Annotated in this window: 17 protein-coding genes, 1 tRNA gene and 2 pseudogenes; 5 read left to right on the top strand and 15 right to left on the bottom strand. The window is 54.8% G+C overall.

What is annotated here, in order from left to right:
- Both AFK66_RS16755 and AFK66_RS21715 read right to left on the bottom strand, forming a co-directional pair.
- Window positions 1-537 carry a type IV secretion protein Rhs gene (locus tag AFK66_RS16755; RefSeq protein ID WP_085958944.1) on the bottom strand — a complete coding sequence of 179 codons (537 nt, stop codon included), beginning with the start codon at window positions 535-537 and terminating at the stop codon, window positions 1-3.
- Window positions 538-752: 215 nt separating this feature from the next.
- Window positions 753-995, bottom strand: a pseudogene (locus tag AFK66_RS21715) (helix-turn-helix domain-containing protein); the annotation flags it as partial.
- A gap of 237 nt (window positions 996-1,232) precedes the next feature.
- On the opposite strand from AFK66_RS21715, the gene AFK66_RS16760 reads away from it, so the two are divergent.
- Complete coding sequence (locus AFK66_RS16760) at window positions 1,233-2,666, top strand: DNA cytosine methyltransferase (RefSeq protein WP_023899499.1); 1,434 nt, start codon at window positions 1,233-1,235, stop codon at window positions 2,664-2,666.
- A gap of 45 nt (window positions 2,667-2,711) precedes the next feature.
- On the opposite strand, the gene AFK66_RS16765 is transcribed toward AFK66_RS16760, so the two are convergent.
- The 3 genes and pseudogenes from AFK66_RS16765 to AFK66_RS16770 form a co-directional block, all read right to left on the bottom strand.
- Entirely contained in the window at window positions 2,712-3,920 is a 1,209-nt protein-coding gene (locus AFK66_RS16765; protein ID WP_007780908.1) for a type II restriction endonuclease, read from the bottom strand.
- Window positions 3,921-4,008: 88 nt separating this feature from the next.
- A pseudogene (locus AFK66_RS21720) lies at window positions 4,009-4,197 on the bottom strand (Arm DNA-binding domain-containing protein); the annotation flags it as partial.
- Between the two features lie 195 nt (window positions 4,198-4,392).
- Window positions 4,393-4,476 (bottom strand) — tRNA-Leu (locus AFK66_RS16770).
- Window positions 4,477-4,735: 259 nt separating this feature from the next.
- Here AFK66_RS16770 and AFK66_RS16775 point away from each other — a divergent pair.
- From AFK66_RS16775 to AFK66_RS16785, 3 genes are all read left to right on the top strand, one after another.
- Window positions 4,736-5,752, top strand: coding sequence for an HNH endonuclease domain-containing protein (locus AFK66_RS16775; RefSeq protein ID WP_007780890.1), 1,017 nt, complete (start codon window positions 4,736-4,738; stop codon window positions 5,750-5,752).
- Window positions 5,752-6,330 carry a class I SAM-dependent methyltransferase gene (locus AFK66_RS16780; RefSeq protein ID WP_007780888.1) on the top strand — a complete coding sequence of 193 codons (579 nt, stop codon included), beginning with the start codon at window positions 5,752-5,754 and terminating at the stop codon, window positions 6,328-6,330. Before AFK66_RS16775 ends, AFK66_RS16780 begins: the two co-directional genes overlap by 1 nt.
- Before the next feature lie 349 nt (window positions 6,331-6,679).
- Window positions 6,680-7,282, top strand: a complete 603-nt coding sequence (locus AFK66_RS16785) for a helix-turn-helix transcriptional regulator (RefSeq protein WP_007780886.1) — start codon at window positions 6,680-6,682, stop codon at window positions 7,280-7,282.
- An 81-nt stretch (window positions 7,283-7,363) separates the two neighbouring features.
- Here the strand turns inward: AFK66_RS16785 and AFK66_RS16790 are convergent, their stop codons facing one another.
- From AFK66_RS16790 to AFK66_RS16820, 7 genes are all read right to left on the bottom strand, one after another.
- Window positions 7,364-7,882: an RNase A-like domain-containing protein gene (locus AFK66_RS16790; protein ID WP_007780870.1), complete on the bottom strand. Its 519-nt coding sequence runs from the start codon at window positions 7,880-7,882 to the stop codon at window positions 7,364-7,366.
- A gap of 157 nt (window positions 7,883-8,039) precedes the next feature.
- Entirely contained in the window at window positions 8,040-8,420 is a 381-nt protein-coding gene (locus AFK66_RS16795; protein ID WP_007780867.1) for a hypothetical protein, read from the bottom strand.
- Window positions 8,420-8,839: a hypothetical protein gene (locus tag AFK66_RS16800; RefSeq protein ID WP_023899511.1), complete on the bottom strand. Its 420-nt coding sequence runs from the start codon at window positions 8,837-8,839 to the stop codon at window positions 8,420-8,422. Before AFK66_RS16800 ends, AFK66_RS16795 begins: the two co-directional genes overlap by 1 nt.
- Window positions 8,840-8,892: 53 nt before the next feature.
- Window positions 8,893-9,375 (bottom strand): ribonuclease precursor, encoded by a 483-nt coding sequence (locus AFK66_RS16805; protein ID WP_007780865.1) that lies wholly within the window; start codon window positions 9,373-9,375, stop codon window positions 8,893-8,895.
- A 23-nt stretch (window positions 9,376-9,398) separates the two neighbouring features.
- Entirely contained in the window at window positions 9,399-9,851 is a 453-nt protein-coding gene (locus AFK66_RS16810) for a lysozyme (RefSeq protein ID WP_007780862.1), read from the bottom strand.
- On the bottom strand, window positions 9,844-10,554 hold the full coding sequence (locus tag AFK66_RS16815) for a DUF2589 domain-containing protein (RefSeq protein WP_007798588.1): 711 nt from the start codon (window positions 10,552-10,554) through the stop codon (window positions 9,844-9,846). The genes AFK66_RS16810 and AFK66_RS16815 overlap by 8 nt, the downstream gene beginning before the upstream one ends.
- Before the next feature lie 49 nt (window positions 10,555-10,603).
- Window positions 10,604-11,266: a DUF2589 domain-containing protein gene (locus tag AFK66_RS16820; RefSeq protein WP_007780857.1), complete on the bottom strand. Its 663-nt coding sequence runs from the start codon at window positions 11,264-11,266 to the stop codon at window positions 10,604-10,606.
- Window positions 11,267-11,517: 251 nt separating this feature from the next.
- On the opposite strand from AFK66_RS16820, the gene ahr reads away from it, so the two are divergent.
- Window positions 11,518-12,537 (top strand): NADPH-dependent aldehyde reductase Ahr, encoded by a 1,020-nt coding sequence (ahr, locus tag AFK66_RS16825; RefSeq protein ID WP_007780855.1) that lies wholly within the window; start codon window positions 11,518-11,520, stop codon window positions 12,535-12,537.
- Window positions 12,538-12,793: 256 nt separating this feature from the next.
- Here ahr and AFK66_RS16830 read toward each other — a convergent pair whose 3' ends face one another.
- The 3 genes from AFK66_RS16830 to AFK66_RS16840 form a co-directional block, all read right to left on the bottom strand.
- The gene (locus AFK66_RS16830; RefSeq protein ID WP_007780852.1) at window positions 12,794-14,458 is read right to left on the bottom strand and encodes a DnaJ-like cysteine-rich domain-containing protein; all 1,665 of its coding nucleotides are present in this window, start codon (window positions 14,456-14,458) and stop codon (window positions 12,794-12,796) included.
- Window positions 14,459-14,718: 260 nt separating this feature from the next.
- Window positions 14,719-16,362: a dihydroxyacetone kinase subunit DhaK gene (locus tag AFK66_RS16835; protein WP_007780850.1), complete on the bottom strand. Its 1,644-nt coding sequence runs from the start codon at window positions 16,360-16,362 to the stop codon at window positions 14,719-14,721.
- Window positions 16,363-16,422: 60 nt separating this feature from the next.
- Entirely contained in the window at window positions 16,423-16,890 is a 468-nt protein-coding gene (locus AFK66_RS16840; RefSeq protein ID WP_007780847.1) for a hypothetical protein, read from the bottom strand.
- Window positions 16,891-16,927: the final 37 nt, after the last annotated feature.

Below are 16,927 nucleotides of genomic sequence, written 5' to 3' on the forward strand. Positions count from 1 at the left end.
CTACCCTCCTCCATAAATAATTTTTCTATAAAGCATTGGCACATCTTTTAAAGAGTCTACTCCCCTGTAATTTCCTAATAGATTAGGCCCTTGATTATCACGCCATACCTTTATTCCATAGGTTAATAAAAACCAATGATCTGCGATAATTGCTGCCTGCTGGTCGAGGGTATAGTCTGTAATTTTCTCTTTATCAAGTCTGTACGTATAATCAGCAGCCCAGCTAAACGCCCCACGTAATCTAACCCACCTGCCGGTCTGGTGCTGCCAGACATGTCCCATCTCGTGAATAAATAAGTGCTTAGAGCCTGGAGTAACAGATGTGTCTGAGTAATCGGCTGCATATTTCTCTTTTCTGAACCACAATTCACCATTTGGCGTCATTGCAAACCTGGTACTCTGCAATCCAAAAGGTAAATAACTATCACAATGTATCCATACACGGCTATACACTATACTGTGACCAAAAACACGCTTCGCCATCGCAATTTCACCAAGCGTCATCAGCCGTAATGACCCTTCAACATCGTTTTGCATCATCTTGTCCCTGAAACGCAAATATGATTTTGCGTTTAGTATTTATCAGACAAGAGAGGTAAGAAAAGGGGAATTTATTAATTGCTTCTATAAAATAAACCTTATAAGAACTCGTAACCCTATATTAATCAAATAGAAATTTTATTGAACAGATTAAATCTTATGTTTTAATTTTCAGATAATTAATTAAGGATTGTATTAATCATCCGAAAATCTTACCTAATATGACTCAGGATGGCTTTTTTAGCGTCTTGATCAAGCTGCTTCCAGCGGAGCAACAACTCTGCAAGCTGATCGTCTTCAGTGTAAAAGTAAGCCAGTGGAACCGCTAAAGCGTCCGCCAGTTTGCGTGCGATTTCGATACTTGCCTGATGAACGCCCTTTTCGTAGCGGTTGATACGCGCACTCGCGACGAACTCATCTATCTCGGCCAGGATGCCAAGCTTCTTCTGAGAAAGACGTCCTAATTAAGTCACTGAAAAATAGTACTTTAAAAATAAAGAAGCGTGTCTTAAAGCCAATGTTTGCACATATTATTACAGGGAGCCGCTTTACTCTTGCATAAAAAATTACTGTAGCGCTTTTGAAAATCGACAACAATTAACAATAAGCACTGTTTAAATATCCAGACAAAAGCATTTCATCTGGGTCAAATGAGTGATAGAGTTTCACCCATAAGACCCAATGGAGGCGTTATGTCTGAATTTGAATTATTGGCGCAGGATCTGCTAGAAAAAGCAGAAGCAGAAGAAAAACAGCGACAGGAAAATGATAAAAACCTGATCAAACAGGTTCTGGAAATCTATGACCAGAAGTACGTGGCTGAGTTATTAAGAAAAGTCGGCAAAAGTGATTGGACCCGGGAAACGCTTAACCGCTGGATTAATGGTAAATGTCCACCTAAATCCCTGACTTCAGCAGAAGAAGAGCTTCTTCGTAAGATGCTGCCGGATCCGCCTGCACATCATCCAGATTATGCGTTCCGCTTCATTGATTTGTTTGCTGGCATTGGCGGTATTCGAAAAGGCTTTGAGGCTATCGGAGGCCAGTGTGTTTTTACCAGCGAATGGAATAAAGAAGCTGTGCGCACTTATAAAGCCAACTGGTTTAATGATGAGCACACACATAAATTCAATCTCGATATCCGGGAAGTCACTCTCAGTAACAAACCTGAAGTGTCGGAAACCGACGCCTATATCCATATCGATGAGCATGTACCGGATCATGATGTGCTTCTGGCAGGCTTTCCCTGCCAGCCGTTCAGCCTTGCTGGCGTAAGTAAAAAAAACTCACTAGGCCGTGCGCACGGTTTTGAATGCGAGGCACAGGGGACGCTTTTCTTTGACGTGGCGCGTATTATTCGGGCCAAAAAACCGGCCATATTTGTGCTGGAAAACGTGAAAAACCTGAAGAGTCACGACAAAGGTAAAACCTTTAAAGTAATCATGGAGACTCTCGACGAGCTGGGCTATGAAGTTGCAGATGCGGCTGATGTCGGGAAAAGCGATCCTAAAGTTATCGATGGAAAACATTTCCTGCCTCAGCACCGTGAACGTATCGTTCTGGTCGGATTCCGCCGCGACTTGAATATTCACAATGGCTTTACCCTGCGCGACGTGAGTCGTTTTTATCCGGATCGACGACCATCAATTCACGAGCTGCTGGAACCCGTCGTTGACAGTAAATATATCCTGTCGCCCAAACTTTGGGAATATCTCTATAACTATGCTAAAAAGCATGCGGCTAAAGGGAATGGTTTCGGTTTTGGCCTCGTTAATCCTGAAAATAAGGAAAGCATTGCCCGCACGCTTTCTGCTCGCTATCACAAAGACGGATCCGAAATTCTGATAGATCGTGGCTGGGATATGACCACAGGTGAAGCCGACTTTTTAAATGAAGAAAACCAAGCTCGTCGTCCACGCAGGCTAACCCCCCGTGAGTGCGCACGCTTGATGGGCTTTGAAAAACCAGACGGTAAACCCTTCCGTATTCCGGTTTCTGACACGCAGTCATATCGTCAGTTCGGTAACTCCGTTGTAGTGCCGGTGTTTGAAGCCGTCGCTAGACTGCTGGAACCTTACATTTTGAAAGCTGTTGCTGCCGATGCTGATAAGGCTGAAAAGAACTAACTAACATAGCCTGGCATGTTGCTGCCTATTCATGCCAGGCATTGCTTAAGTCAGCTCTGCATAAAGCCCAGTGAGCTCCGCAATAAACTCTCCTAACGTCAACAGTTCTTCTCTGATTGCTTCCGGATATTTTTTGTGTAGTGACGATGGCACAACCAGCCTGACCCCAGCATCCTGCATCTCTCTATATTGAGCCTGAGAAACCCCTTCCTGCAGCGTAAACAAATGCACCTGCGAGATTTTGTCTGCTTCGTTCAGTATCTGACGCCAGCGATCTTTACAGGTTGTCTTCACGGCCAGCATACGCAGTTTTTCTTCAGGAAAGTCTGTATCGTGGTAAGCCTCTGCAGACGGAAACAAAAAGTCCGGCTTTTTATTACCTTCAGTGACTGCCTGCGTAGCGAAGTGCCGCAGACCATGCTCAACAAAAAGGTGTTCAAGATGCAGTTCTAGCGACTTTCCGGCCCGGGATTTACGACGATTACTTACAGAGTTGGCCAGCGCAATAAACTCATCTACAGATCCAAATCCCTTTCGGATAATGTCAAGAACATGTAATTCCTCAACAAGCAGAAATATATCGTACTCGACGCGACGACGTTCAATAAGCTGTTCATCCGGATCGTCGGATTTTTTCACATAATGTCCAGCGGCATACTCAATTATTTCGCTTCCTGACGGAAAACGCCGCTTCCAGTTTTCAGGGATAGCATATTTGTGATTAACAGTTGCATTCTGAAGAGATAGCCCACCAAGAATTTCTCCGGCAGGTCCAGATATCAGCGTTCCTGGAATAATTTCGCCGATAGCGGACTCAATAATATTCTCTTCATCTGGGCTGACGCAGACCCAGATTTGCACAGACGAACAATCGCCTCTCTGCTCATCGAGCTCAAAAGCCAAGATCGTCAAAGCTCCGGTATTCTCAGGATTCTGCAGTGGGCTGCCTTTTCCCCATCGTGTGATACGCTTTTCATTCCTGGTCCCACCAAAAAAACGGTTGTTGTAATAGATGGCCCGGGCCTCACTATCAGGACATTGATGTGAGGAAACATGCGCTGTGAGATAGACAGAAGGGTTCAGCTCCCGGGTATGATTGATAGACGGAAGCAGTTTTTCAACAATACCTGAAGGGATATAAAGCCCGACCTGATGACCGCCTGTTGCGCCGGTATCATTGGCGGACAGCCGCTTTATGTAGACAAAATAATTTCCGCTTGCGATACAAGAAAGCCAGTTATGAAAAACCGACATAAGCCCCCCTCCGTTGCCGTGATATTCCTCTCCATTTTTCCATAGTTATACACAAGCAGCCAGTATGGGCTATTACAGATCGCAGGCATTCGCCAAAAGAGATATCTTGGTAAACTCCTAAAGCCAGCATCTTTTGCTTTCCACCAAAGCGGTACTGCAGACGCCAGTATCTTGAACCATTTGGGTGGACGAGAAGATGTATACCATTACCATCGGTCAGCTTATATTGTTTGACCGTTGGCTTAGCTGTTCTGACCTTAATATCTATTAGAGCCATGCTTATCCCTCTCTGTTGGTACAAATATTATCTCGAATCGGAAATACCATCATCTGTACTAACATCTGTTGGTCGATGTACGTTGAAGTCGGTTGTCCTAGAGAGTTGATATAGTGGGATAGGTAGGTAACAGCTGAATTTCAGACACAAAAAAAGCCGCCTCTGTGGGCAGCTTCTTTTTCACGCAATGCTTTATGGTGCGAAGGCCGGACTCGAACCGGCACGTATTTCTACGGTTGATTTTGAATCAACTGCGTCTACCGATTTCGCCACTCCGGCACGGAAGGGATGCGGAAAACGTTGGGATTATACCTGTCAGGGGCCGCCATGCAAGCAGCGCTCTTGCGCCGTCCTGCCGAGTGCTGAAAATTTCAGCATAACGCCTCCTCCTTTCTCCATCCTTTCCTTCTTCTCCCCGCTCACAAATTCATCAAAACAATCATTTGCAGGTTTACATCACCTTTCATTTGTTATGTGATCCCGTAACGGGCTTCACTACCCATACGGCTCGCCCTCTCCTCCCCTGACAGGACAACATATGGATTTTTTCGAGAAAGATCCCACGCCGGAAAACTACTGGCGCGGCGTGATCCTTTTTGGAAACAACTTCGCCACGTACAAGTTCGCGCTGGCGCAGGCGCTGTATGAGGTAAAGCGCGAAAACAGCCTCGTGAAGCTCGAAGACCTGGCGCTGCCGTTCAGCGCGCATATCTGCGCGCACCTCAGAGAAGCGCCTAAGCAAATCCTCAACATAAAGCGTCCTGGTCAGTTCATCCTTGCCTGCCAGCAGTTTAACCAGCAGGAGATAACGCAGGGGCAGCTTATCGAGGCGACGGTCAGGCACGGGTTTAACGTCGTGCTGAAGGCGTTTCACAATGTCAGCGGCGGGCCGATCGCGAAACCGTTTTTCATCAACGAACCGCGCGCCCACAAAGCCATCCGCCTGACCGATGACTTTTATCACCTCACGGAAACCACGCAGTTCGCGAATCTTACGCATGAAACCGACGCCCGCTGGAGGCTGGTCGAAAAAGCCTGGCAGATGAACCTGCCGCCGCAGTTGCTGGATGTCCATTACGATCCCGAGCAGGAAACCCTCTTCACCCGCTTAAGCTCATCGCGCATCGCGCTGACGAGCTGTCGCAACAGCCTGAACGGCTACCAGAAGGGCCACTGTTTTTACTGCAACGCGCCCATCAGCCTTGAGAAGCATGACCCGACGCTTGCCGATGTCGATCACTTTCTGCCGCTTGCCGCTCAACTGCCGGGCGTTAACCTCAACGGCGTCTGGAATCTGGTGCTTGCGTGTCGCAGCTGTAACCGCGGCGAAAACGGCAAATCCGCCCGCGTCCCGACGCTTGCGCTACTGGCACGGCTGCATGCCCGTAACGAATACTTTATTAACAGCCGCCTGCCGTTGCATGAGGCAATCATTAACCAGACGGGTAATAATGAGCGCCAGCGTAAAACCTTTTTGCAGGATGCCTGGAACGCCGCCTTTGCGAACCGCCTGCGGCAGTGGGCGCCCGAGCAGCAACAGGAGCTGATTTTCTGATGACGCAGAACTATTATCAGGCGCACGCGCATGAATTTTTCGAGGGCACCGTCGCGGTCGATATGTCCTCGTTATATGACGCATTCACCCCGCACCTGCCTGTGGGCACGCGCGTTCTGGACGCAGGCTGCGGCTCCGGGCGCGATGCGCTCGCGTTCCGTCAGATGGGCTATGAAGTCGAGGCGTTCGACGCCTGCGGCGAACTGGTCGCGCTGGCGCGGGCCCACAGCGGCCTGCCGGTAAAGGAGATGACGTTTAGTGAGCTTGATGCGGTTGAACGCTACGACGGCATCTGGTGCTGCGCGTCGCTGCTGCATCTCTCGCATGACGAACTGCCCGCAGCCATGCAAAAGCTGTTGGCCGCGCTGAAGCCCGGCGGCGTCTGGTATCTCTCGTTTAAATATGGTGACGGCGAGCGCGAACAGCAGGGGCGGCGCTTTACCGATATGAACGAAGCCCGCCTGACGACGCTGCTGGCCGCCTTTCCTGAGCTGTCGCCGCAGGCATTATGGGTAACGCAGGATAAACGCCCGGAGCGCACCGAGCAGTGGCTGAATGGGTTGCTTGTAAAGCGCTAAAGCCTCTTCATTTTAATATTGTGACGTTATTCACAGGCCTGGTTTATTGATATTGTCCGTGGAATAATGCCGCGAGCTTTTAAAACCGCGCCTGGATTTGTTAATAACCAATAAATGGCTGTGCGTGCTTTTATCTTTCCATATAAATCAGCCACAAATAAAGAATACATAAATTAACACCCTGCTATATATGATATTTTCTTAAGAATTTTTTTCGATTTTTAATTATGCCACTGAACCCATCGGCAAAAAGACCTATGGCAAATAGCCTCTTTTATTTTTTTCGTACCTTTGAATACTCTTGCAGTTTATAGACTTCCCAACGAGCGCTACTGCATGGAGATTAACAATGAATGTGTTAATGATTGACAAGCAATCGATATTTATTGAAGGAATGGCATCGGTGTTGAAGCAGTTTATTCCAGAAATAACCATCCGCGGGTTAAATAACCCGGATGAGATAGATAGCACACTCGGTTATTTTCCGGCCTCGTTGATTTTGCTGGATGGTGATGCGGGTAAAAACGTAAACCTCGATTTGCTGGATGATCTGGCGCAACGCCACCCTGCCATTCCGGTGGTGTTGCTGGTTCATCAGTGCCAGCCCGCGCTGTTGCGGCTGTTTTTGCGTCATCATGTGGCAGCGTTCGTGCGGCGCGATTCACCGCCGGAAGCCATTGTTCAGACGTTGCGCGCGGCTGCGATGGGGATGCTCTGCTTCCCGCAGGAGAGCGTGTCACTGCTGGACAGCGGCCCCGGCGCGCTGGCACGGCTGAGCGAGCGCCAGCGTGAAATCCTCAAGCTGCTGGCGGCAGGGGAATCAAACAAACAGATAAGCCGCCATCTGAATATCAGCGCCGGCACGGTGAAGGCCCATCTGGAATCGATATTCCGCCGTCTTAACGTGACCAATCGCACTCAGGCGGCCATGATGTATTCAGGGGATGAATAAATCCCTGCGCCCAGGTTAACGCAGGATAAATTAACGCAGACATTTATGGGGCATTATGCGCTGCATAATGCCCCTGTTTGTTTACTGCGGATAGCTGGTTAATACGTGCCATTGACCGTTCACATTTTGCATGACGGTAATCGCGGTACGGTTATTGGCAATATTAAACGCGCCATTGTTATTAACGCCCAGTCCAACATTGACTGCACCGTTGCCGTTCATCTGGGTATTAATCACAAAGCGGTTCTGATTCAGAACCTGTTGTGCGCAGAACGCCTGAATATCAGCCCCCACCTGCGTCCACATCGCCTGCGCCGAAAGCCATGCCGACGCGGTCGCCGTCTGCGGGCACCCAGGCTGGCCACCATTAACGCGCTGCGTAAGCCAAGCCTGATTCTGCCCGATATGGCACTGCACCAGATGACCGCCCGCATTATCCTGCGCCGCCGCCCAGGCGGCCTCTCCCCCCGCCTGCGGGAAATTACACGCCGGGCCATTTAACGCCCAGCTACTAAAAGAAAAGGCCATGAATGTGGCAGCAAAAGCGCCGGACAATACGCGGTTTTTGGTTTTGCCTGAAAACAGATTAACAGTAAACATATCTCTCTCCTGCAATTAAATGAAAGGGAATGCGAAATCGCAGGGATAAAATAAATTCAGGAGAGTATCAGGCATATTTGCCAGGAGGCGTAAAATCAGCGTCGTTTAGCCTGGGCCATTTCCCCGGAATAACCTTTCCAGCTATTCCGGGAATCGATTATTGCGCCGTTTTCTTTCGTGGCGTGCGCGGTGGGGATTTTTTCCTGGCGGGTGCAGCGGCTTTACGTTTGGGCGGAGTCGATGCGGTTTTCCGGCTCGATATCATATTCCAGAAATAATAAATCGCCACCAGCCCCACGCCCATATCTTTTAAGATCCAGAACGGTAGCGTCTGTACCATAATATTAGTGTCGAATAATAAATAGGGTAAGTTAAGCCCGCTCTGGGCTGCAAAACCAAATGCAGCGACTAATAACCCGAGCCGATACCATAACGGAATTAACAGCATTCTTGTGTTCAGCGCACTGATAAAAATTACGATAGCCACGGTGATATCTATGAGCGTCACGGCCCAGAACAGTAATTTAATGGATGGCATTATGTCTCTCCTGATTTCGGGCGTCGGGGTGCGCGTCTGCGCCCCGGCGCGCGTTTCGCCACGCCGCGGGCGACGCGCTTAAGCTCGTCCGCGACCTGCAAAATGTCGTGACCTTCGCGACGGTTAAAAAAGTTGGCGACCCAGGCGATCATCCCGACGCTCAGCGCGCCGACGAAATATCCGATCCCCATGGCGATATCGCTGTCCCGGAAGTTCATGCCGAGCCAGTGCGAAATAAACCCGCCCAGCGTAAACGTGGTACTGACGCTGATCGCGCCGATAATTACGCCTGCCGCCAGTCGGCCATGCTGATGCAGTTTTTTAGGCTGCCAGAAGAACGACACGCTCAGCCCGCCAAATAATCCGGCGAGCGCGGCAAGGCACTGGCTTAATAGCTCATGAATGTTGTGATCTGCCATAACGGCACCTCGAAAAAGCGGCCCCGGCGCAGAAGGCACTGAGGCCGCGGCGGTTACTGACAGGGAGGAAGTACCACAGCGCTGGCATCGTTATCCGTCGAGAGATAGCGCGTCATGCTCTGCGCGCTGTAGATAAGATGCCGACCACTGCTGATGCCCCGCACGCTGTCAATATCGGCGGTGTACCATTCGCCGGGCTCCGGCAGCGGCGCGCCGGTGTAGCGATCGCCCCCGAGCTGTTTTTTATTCAGCGCCCAGACGTTCCACAGCGAATCCTGCGGATTGCCGCTCCAGCCAAGCTTGCGGGCTTCCTCGCGCGTCACATATTCACGGGGCAGCACGTCGTCTTTATTCAGCGTGCGTAATAACCCGGTGAGTTTAGCGATATCCTTAACGGGCTTTTTATTTTGCGCCGTCAGCTCCTTATTCGCGTTATTTACCACCAGATCGCATTCCGGCAGGCTGGCATAACCCGGCACGATAAAAAGGCATGCAGCAAGCCCCATGCCGAGCGGCATGTATTTACTATGTTTCATAGGTAATTCCTTTAATCAGCGCATCAAAGGGCAGTCAGAAATAACAGACGCTCGGCTTCACGGCGGCGGGTTAATCCAGCCAGCACATTCCCGCCCGCTTTATTCCAGCGTAAAAACTGATCCGCCGCCTCACGATAACTGCCCTGATTCAGTAATCGCAGCAGTGTACTGCTTTGCAGATTGCCGAGGCCGACGTTAAAGGCGAAGCTCACCAGCGCATCAAACTGATTCTGGTTGAGATCCACTTTCACCATCTGACGAATACCGCGCTCGGTCATGCCCAAATCAGCACGCAGGAGATCTTCCGCTTCCTGAAGCGTTAAAGGGCGCGGAAAGTTTTCATTCGGTAAAATAAGATGGCCGTAGCCGATGGTCCATTTACCGATCGCGTCCTGGTATTTATCCAGGCGCAGCCCTTCAAACGATTTAATTAATTCCACGCCGGGTACGCCGGTGTTGGTGGGGATATTAGCCATTGTCGTTACTCCTGTCTGTCGGTTTAGGGAGAACCTGATTGGTGTATTCCTCAATCAGGCGCATCACACTTTCAGGCGGCTCCAGTACGGTGAACTGCATTTCGATATCCACGTGATCGCTGTCGCGCCCGTTTTTATCGCGGCTTTGCGGCGACATGCTGACGTGAAAGCGCCCCACCGCATCGTCCGAGACGCCCGCCGCCGCGCTTTGCTGTTCAACCGCATCCGTGCGCACCGTCAGGAACACTTTCATTTTTTCGAGCATCAGCCCGCGCGGCGTGGAGAGCGCCACCAGCGGCAGTTTGAAGTGGTGGTTATCATCGAGCTGCATTTCGATGACTTTCGGCACCAGCCGCCCGTCGTCGCTGTGCTCGAAGAACGGATCCAGCGCCTGCATATACTGATGCGCGATAAGCTGGTTTGCGGAGGTCGCCGCGTGCTGCATCCCGCGCGTGATATCCGCAAGCGTGATGGGCATACCGCGCGGTGACGGCCCTGATGGCGGCGGCGTGCCGCCTCCCGGTGGCGGACCGGGCGGAACATGGTCCGGCGGCGTGATCTCTGGCGCGACGGCGCTATCCTGAGCAGTCGCATCCGGCGGGTCCACCGCTGCGGTGCCCTGCGTGCTTGCCGCGTTTAACGGCGTTTGGCTGCGTCCCGCCCCCGCTTCCCGGTTGCCGCGTATCCAGTCTTTCAGTGACATAGTGCGCTCCGTGAGAAATGAGGCTGCAACGCAGCCTCAGGGTTGAATGTCAGCGAGGGTTAGCTGCGCCCGTACCGCCAGCGTTGGCGTTAGCAGGAGCTGCCGGCGTGACGGGGTAGGCGTCGAGCGTTTTGTCATCCAGCTTTTTGGCTTCGGACGGCAAAATAGCCGGGCGCGTGGCCGCATCGGTCAGGAAGTCGATCACGCGCATCAGCGCCTCCGGCGGCGGCTGGCGTTTCACCTGGGTGTGGATGCTGTATTTCGCGCGGGTATCCGTGGAGCGGGTTTGCTGCGCTTTATGCGAGACGCGCCCGCTGATTTTCACGCTGAACGGGCCCCAGCCCACAGACGCCTCCAGCGACGCTTCCGCCTCGGTTTCGCTGTTGCTGGATTCGCTCTGGGAGACTTCCAGCTCGAAGTCGATGGTCCCTTCTTCGATGCTGATGTTCGGGTGAGAAATCGCCGCCAGCAGCGGGATGCGCATGGTCTTTTTCACCACACCCTGAATCACGCCTTTTTCATCGACCACGGTTTCGTCGTAGTCGAACTGCACCGCCTCCGCCTTACCGTCTTTGATACAGACGGAAAGCAGGAAGTCGGCATACGCTTTGCTGGCCTGCACCTGCGCTTTGATCATGGCCTGCAGCGGCCCGCCAATCATGTGCTCCAGCGGCAGCGCATTAATGACCGATCCGATAAATTGAGAATCCATAATGCTTACTCCTGTGAGTGTGTAAGTACGTCGCGATGCGAATTCGCAGGAGCCACATTACCGGGCGGGAAACCGGCGACATATTCGCCGGATGGCGGGCGCTGAAGCAGGAAAACGGCCCATGCCATTGGGAATAGTGTCGGTTAATCGTTCGAATGTTAACGATATGAGCGGTCAAAACCGCGCGGGGCTGCGTCGGGGCAGTGGAATGACTACACTCCTTGCTAGTGTCCACAACAAAGGAAACCGCGATGACTATCATCAAAAGTTACGCCGCGCACGAAGCTGGCGCAGAGCTTGAGCTCTATGAGTACGACGCAGGCGAACTGAAGCCTGAGGATGTGGAGGTTGAGGTTGAGTACTGCGGCATCTGCCACTCCGATCTCTCGATGATCGATAACGAATGGGGCATTTCGGCGTATCCGCTGATTGCGGGCCACGAGGTGATTGGCCGCGTCAGTTCGCTGGGTAGCAGCGCACAGAACAAGGGCCTGAAAGTGGGTCAGCGCGTCGGTATCGGCTGGACGGCGTCAAGCTGCGAGCACTGCGACGCCTGTATCAGCGGCAACCAGGTGAACTGTCAGCACGGCAGCGTGCCGACCATTCTGAACCGCGGTGGCTTCGCCGATAAAATTCGCGCGAACTGGCAGTGGGTGATCCCGATGCCGGAAGGCATCGACGCCGCATCCGCCGGTCCGCTGCTGTGCGGCGGCATTACGGTGTTTAAACCGCTGCTGATGCATCACATTACCGCCACCAGCCGCGTCGGCGTGATCGGCATCGGCGGTCTCGGCCATATCGCCATCAAGCTGCTGCGCGCGATGGGCTGCGAAGTGACGGCGTTTAGCTCGAACCCGTCGAAAGAGCAAGAGATCCTGGCGATGGGCGCGGATAAAGTGGTGAACAGCCGCGATCCGCAAGCGCTTGAGGCGCTGGCCGGTCAGTTCGATCTGATTATCAACACGGTGAATGTGTCGCTCGACTGGATGCCGTACTTCCAGGCGCTGGCCTGGGGCGGGAATTTCCACACCGTCGGCGCGGTGATGAAGCCGTTCGAAGTGCCTGCGTTCTCGCTCATTATGGGCGATCGCAGCGTCACCGGCTCCGCGACCGGCTCGCCGCACGAGCTGCGCTCGCTGATGAAGCTGGCGGCGCGCGCCAAAGTGACCCCGCAAACCGAAGAGTTCCCGATGTCGCGTATTAACGAGGCGCTGCAACACGTGCGCGACGGCAAAGCGCGCTACCGCGTGGTGCTGAAAGCGGATTTCTGATTGGTAAGCGTAAAAAGCAAAGGCGCCGCAGGGCGCCTTTTTTAACCGTTGCAGAAGTAGGTTCGCGAGAGGTTTTAAAGGGCGGGTGTAGCGGTGGATTTCATGGTGGGTGCGCTTCGCTTACCCACCCTACAAAACCCTGCGCTCACCATAGGGCGGGTAAGCCACTCGCACCCGCCGTCACAACCTATGAACGTTCTCCGTAGGGCGGGTAAGCGCAGCGCACCCGCCATTACTGCCGCCGCCAGCAACGCGCTTACTGCCTCAACGCCACTACTTTCTGAATCACCTCATGCACCGGCACCACGCCATAGAGCATCTCGTCCTGCGATATCCAGACCGGGGCCACCAGCAGCAGCGCGGTGGCGATAACCATCGAAAGCACCGCGCCGAGCAGCCAGCGGCTACGCAACCGCCCTTGCTGCTTGCCCCACGCGGTGAGCGGCTTGCCGAACTGCCGGTTCAGCCAGTGGCTTCGCCACAGGTACCCCACCAGCGTGCCGACCAGCGCGATGCATAGCATCGGTATGCCATGCACCATCGCGATACCTCGTAGCCCGGCTTCCACGTTCCACACGCCATTGATATGGCCAGGGACGGTCAGGTAAATGCGCCCGGTATCGAAGTTCATCATTCCCTGCCGCTGCCAGGTCGTTACTACTGGCAGTAGCAGATACATCATCAGCGCGGTAAATACACTCCACTTCGCCAGCGACCAGCGCTGCACCGCGCTGACAAGACCGCCGAGGCTTTCGATTGCCTCATTAAGATACGGCGTGGCGAAGGCGCGGTTGAGCGCTTCCCGCAGCGCATCGCCCCGCTTGCCGCGGCTATGTTCGATAAGCATCGCCTGGTGCGCTTCCGATTCCATAAACGTCTGCACCGTTCTACGGCTGGCGGCCCCTACCCGCGGGTTGCGGCGTTTGCCCGGCGTCGCCTGGCGCACCAGCATATCGAGATCGTTTTTCAGCAGCGCCTGCAATACGTGCCCGGCGTCGAGAATATGCGGCGTCACGCCGTAGAGGATCCAGCGGATGGGCTCCTCGCCCGCTTCCGGCAGCGGGCTCTCCATTCGGCCAAAGGGCACGTTCGCGTCATAGAGAACATGTACATCGCGGCGCGCGTAATCGACATCGTTGTACGTTAACGCAACGGGCCCGTAACTGCCGAGCGACGGTACGCCCGCCTTGTATAACCCCTCGCGGATATACTCCGGCACGTCCGCCTGCGGGTAGACGAGCTGGTAGTCCGGCGTGGCAGTCGCTTTCAGCGAGGTGATGTGTGAAATAATCCCTGTGCCGCTACACGGCGAGCACTGTTTGTTGCCGGAGCCGCCGCAGCCGTTACAGGTCACCCTGCCGCCGTAACAGCTGCTGCAGCTCTCGTAATAGCTTTCGGTACGGTTTTGTTTGCTGTAGTGATCGTAATAGCTGCGATGGCGCAGTACCTGACCGCTGCCGCCGCAGCTGCAGCAGGAGGTTTTCCCGGAGCCGTGGCACTGGCCGCAGTTGACCGAGCCGCTGCCGTGGCAGTTATTGCAGTTTTCCGTGAGGCAGACCTGCATTGGGTGAAGATAGACCACCTCTTCGCTCTTCCAGTCGCCGTAAGGTCGCGAGAGCAGCGACGCCCGCGCGTCATCCAGCGTTTTGTCGCGAGCGAGGATGGCGCTGGTCTGCGCCTGTAAGGCGCGCTCGTACTCCGCGCGCGAGTGGCAGACATCGGTATTAAGGCCCGCGGAGACCCGCCCCGCCTGGGTTGCCGTGTCGGTGCGGACGTTAAAAATCAGCCGAAGGCTTATCTGGTAGTAGAAATCGATATAGTCGACAGGCACGACGCTAAGCTCGCCCGGCTCAAGGCGCGTGGAGTCGCGGACGAAGTTCTGGATGGTGGTATCGCAGGCGGCAAGCCAGGCGTCTTTCATGATATCTCCTCAGGCGAAATGACCCGTCAAAATGCAGGCCGCCGTCAGAGTGGGCCGCTCATCGCTTTTTAAGGGGGAAGAGGCGGAATGGTAGCATAGCGAGGCGCAAGGCTATGCTCCTGATTCTGGTGGGGAAGTGGGTATTGATATGGTGGGTGCGCGAAGCTTACCCACCCTACAAAACCCTGGGCTCACCGTAGGGCGGGTAAGCGAAGCGCACCCGCCTTAACGCCACGCTCTACACCCGCCTTACCCAAAACTCACTCGCCCTGGGTTATCGCCTTAAACACGCCTGCGACCGCCACGGCGCCCGGATCTTCCACCCCTTCGAGGTTATCGCTCCCTACATAGGACGAGCGTCCGGCCCTGGCTTTACCCATCTGCGCGGTGGCTTTTGCACCCTGCTCCGCGGCCTGCGCGGCGGCGCTAAGCCCTTTGTCTCTTAACGCTTCCAGCGCCGGTTGCAGGGCGTCGATCAGCGTCCGGTCGCCAGGGGCCGCGCCGCCGTAATGCTTCATCTGCGCAAGGCCCGCCAGCAGCGCGTCGGGCAGCGCAGCGCCCTCGGCCACCTTCTGCCCGGCGGCGGTAAAGAAAATCGACATCAGCACGCCGCTGGAGCCACCCATCACCGTTGCAAGGCGCTCGCCGATAAGCTGTAACAGCGCGGCGGCGTCGTTCAGCGGCAACTGGTTGTTCGCCAGCTTCTTCGCGATATCCCGCGCGCCTTCGGCAAAGGTGGAGCCGGTATCGCCGTCGCCCACTTTCGCATCAAGCGCGTTGAGGTGCGCTTCCTGCGCGATAAGCGAGGCCGTGGCGCGATCCAGGAGCGTGCGCACGCGCGGGTTATCGGAAGGCGCGGCCTCAACGCTGTCCCGCACCAGCGGGAGCGACTGCGCGTGCGGCTCGCCAAACGCCACCGGCGACAGCCAGCCCACCGTCTCCACCGGCGCGTTCAGCGCCTCCGTAAAGATGTCATTGAGTGGCAACAGAGAGAGCGAAAAACCTTTCATATCAAGCGCGCTTACGAGCGGCGCGGGGCCGATAAGCCAGTCGATGCGGTCTTTCAGGGCCGAGCGCGACAGCTCGCGCGTCAGTAGCGCCATCTCCAGCGCGGACGTGCCGCCGAGGTTATTGATAAGCACCGCGAGCCGCGCGTCGGCGGGCACCTGCGGCGTCAGGCGTTCCACCAGCGTCGCCACAATTTCCCGGCTGTTCTGGGTGCTGATGGTGCTGGCGCCGGGCTCGCCGTGAATGCCGAGCCCCAGCTCCGCCTCGCCCTGCTTAATGCGCCCGTCTTCGGTGCTGCCCGGCAGGCTACAGGTCTGTAGCGCCACGCCGAGGCTTTTCACCGCGTCGCTCGCCTGCTGAGCCAGCGCGCGCACGTCGCTTAACGATTTGCCCTGTTCGGCGGCGAAACCGGCGATTTTATGCACCAGCGCCGTGCCGGCGATGCCGCGCGGGTGTTTGTTATCCGGCAGCGCCACGTCGTCGGAGACGATAACCATCTCCACTTTCAGCCCGTGGCGTTTGGCTTTCTCCGCCGCGAGGCCGAAGTTCAGCCGGTCACCAGTGTAGTTTTTCACGATGAGCAGGCAGCCGCGGTCGCCCGTCACCGCCACAATGGCGTTCAGCACGGCGTCCACGCTCGGCGAGGCGAAGAGATCGCCGCAGACGGCGGCAGTGAGCATTCCCTTACCCACAAAGCCTGCGTGCGCGGGCTCGTGGCCGGAGCCGCCGCCGGAGATCACCGCAACTTTGCTTTTATCCCAGTCGCGGGGAGCCACGATGCGAATCGCCGGGTCGATATCAAGGCGGGTGAGGTTCTGGTGGCGGGCAGTGAGAAGAAGCCCATCAACGGCGTCGTTGATAAGGCGTTTACGGTCGTCAAAAAAGAATCTGGACATGGTTTCCTGCGAATCAGTGAACGGTATGAAAAGCATAGCCGTTTCGCAGGCAAGCGGCGGTCAGAGCCCGTATTCGCCGTAACCGCGCCGCTTTTGCAGGCGATCCAGCCATCGGCCAGCATAGTGAACGCCCACTAACACGGCAGCCAGAAAGGCGGTGTGCAGCCAGAAGGCGACGCGTCCGTCGAAAATAAAAAAGCTCAGGATGAAATACGGCAGCGTGGCGCTGGCTATTGCAAAAAGCAGATGTTCGCCAAGCGAGAACAGGCGCAGCACCTCGTCCGCCTCTTTCTCCTGTGGGGAACCGGCGATCACCACGCCTACCGCCAGGCTGCGGCGGTCCACATGCCGCGCGAGCAGTGCGAAAAGCAGAGCCAGCACAGAGAACACGGCCCCCTCAAAGACCAGCCACGGCAGCGGATCGCGAAAATAAAAGTAAGCGCCCACTATCAGAATCAGGATGAGTGCCTCAGGCACAAAGGCAAGATGGGCGAAAAACAGGAGTAACAGCGAGGCGAGTCTTTTCATGGCTTCACGCAAACGAGAAAAGAGAGAAAGCGCACTC

Origin of the sequence: Cronobacter malonaticus LMG 23826, assembly GCF_001277215.2 — a bacterium.
GTDB lineage: Bacteria > Pseudomonadota > Gammaproteobacteria > Enterobacterales > Enterobacteriaceae > Cronobacter > Cronobacter malonaticus.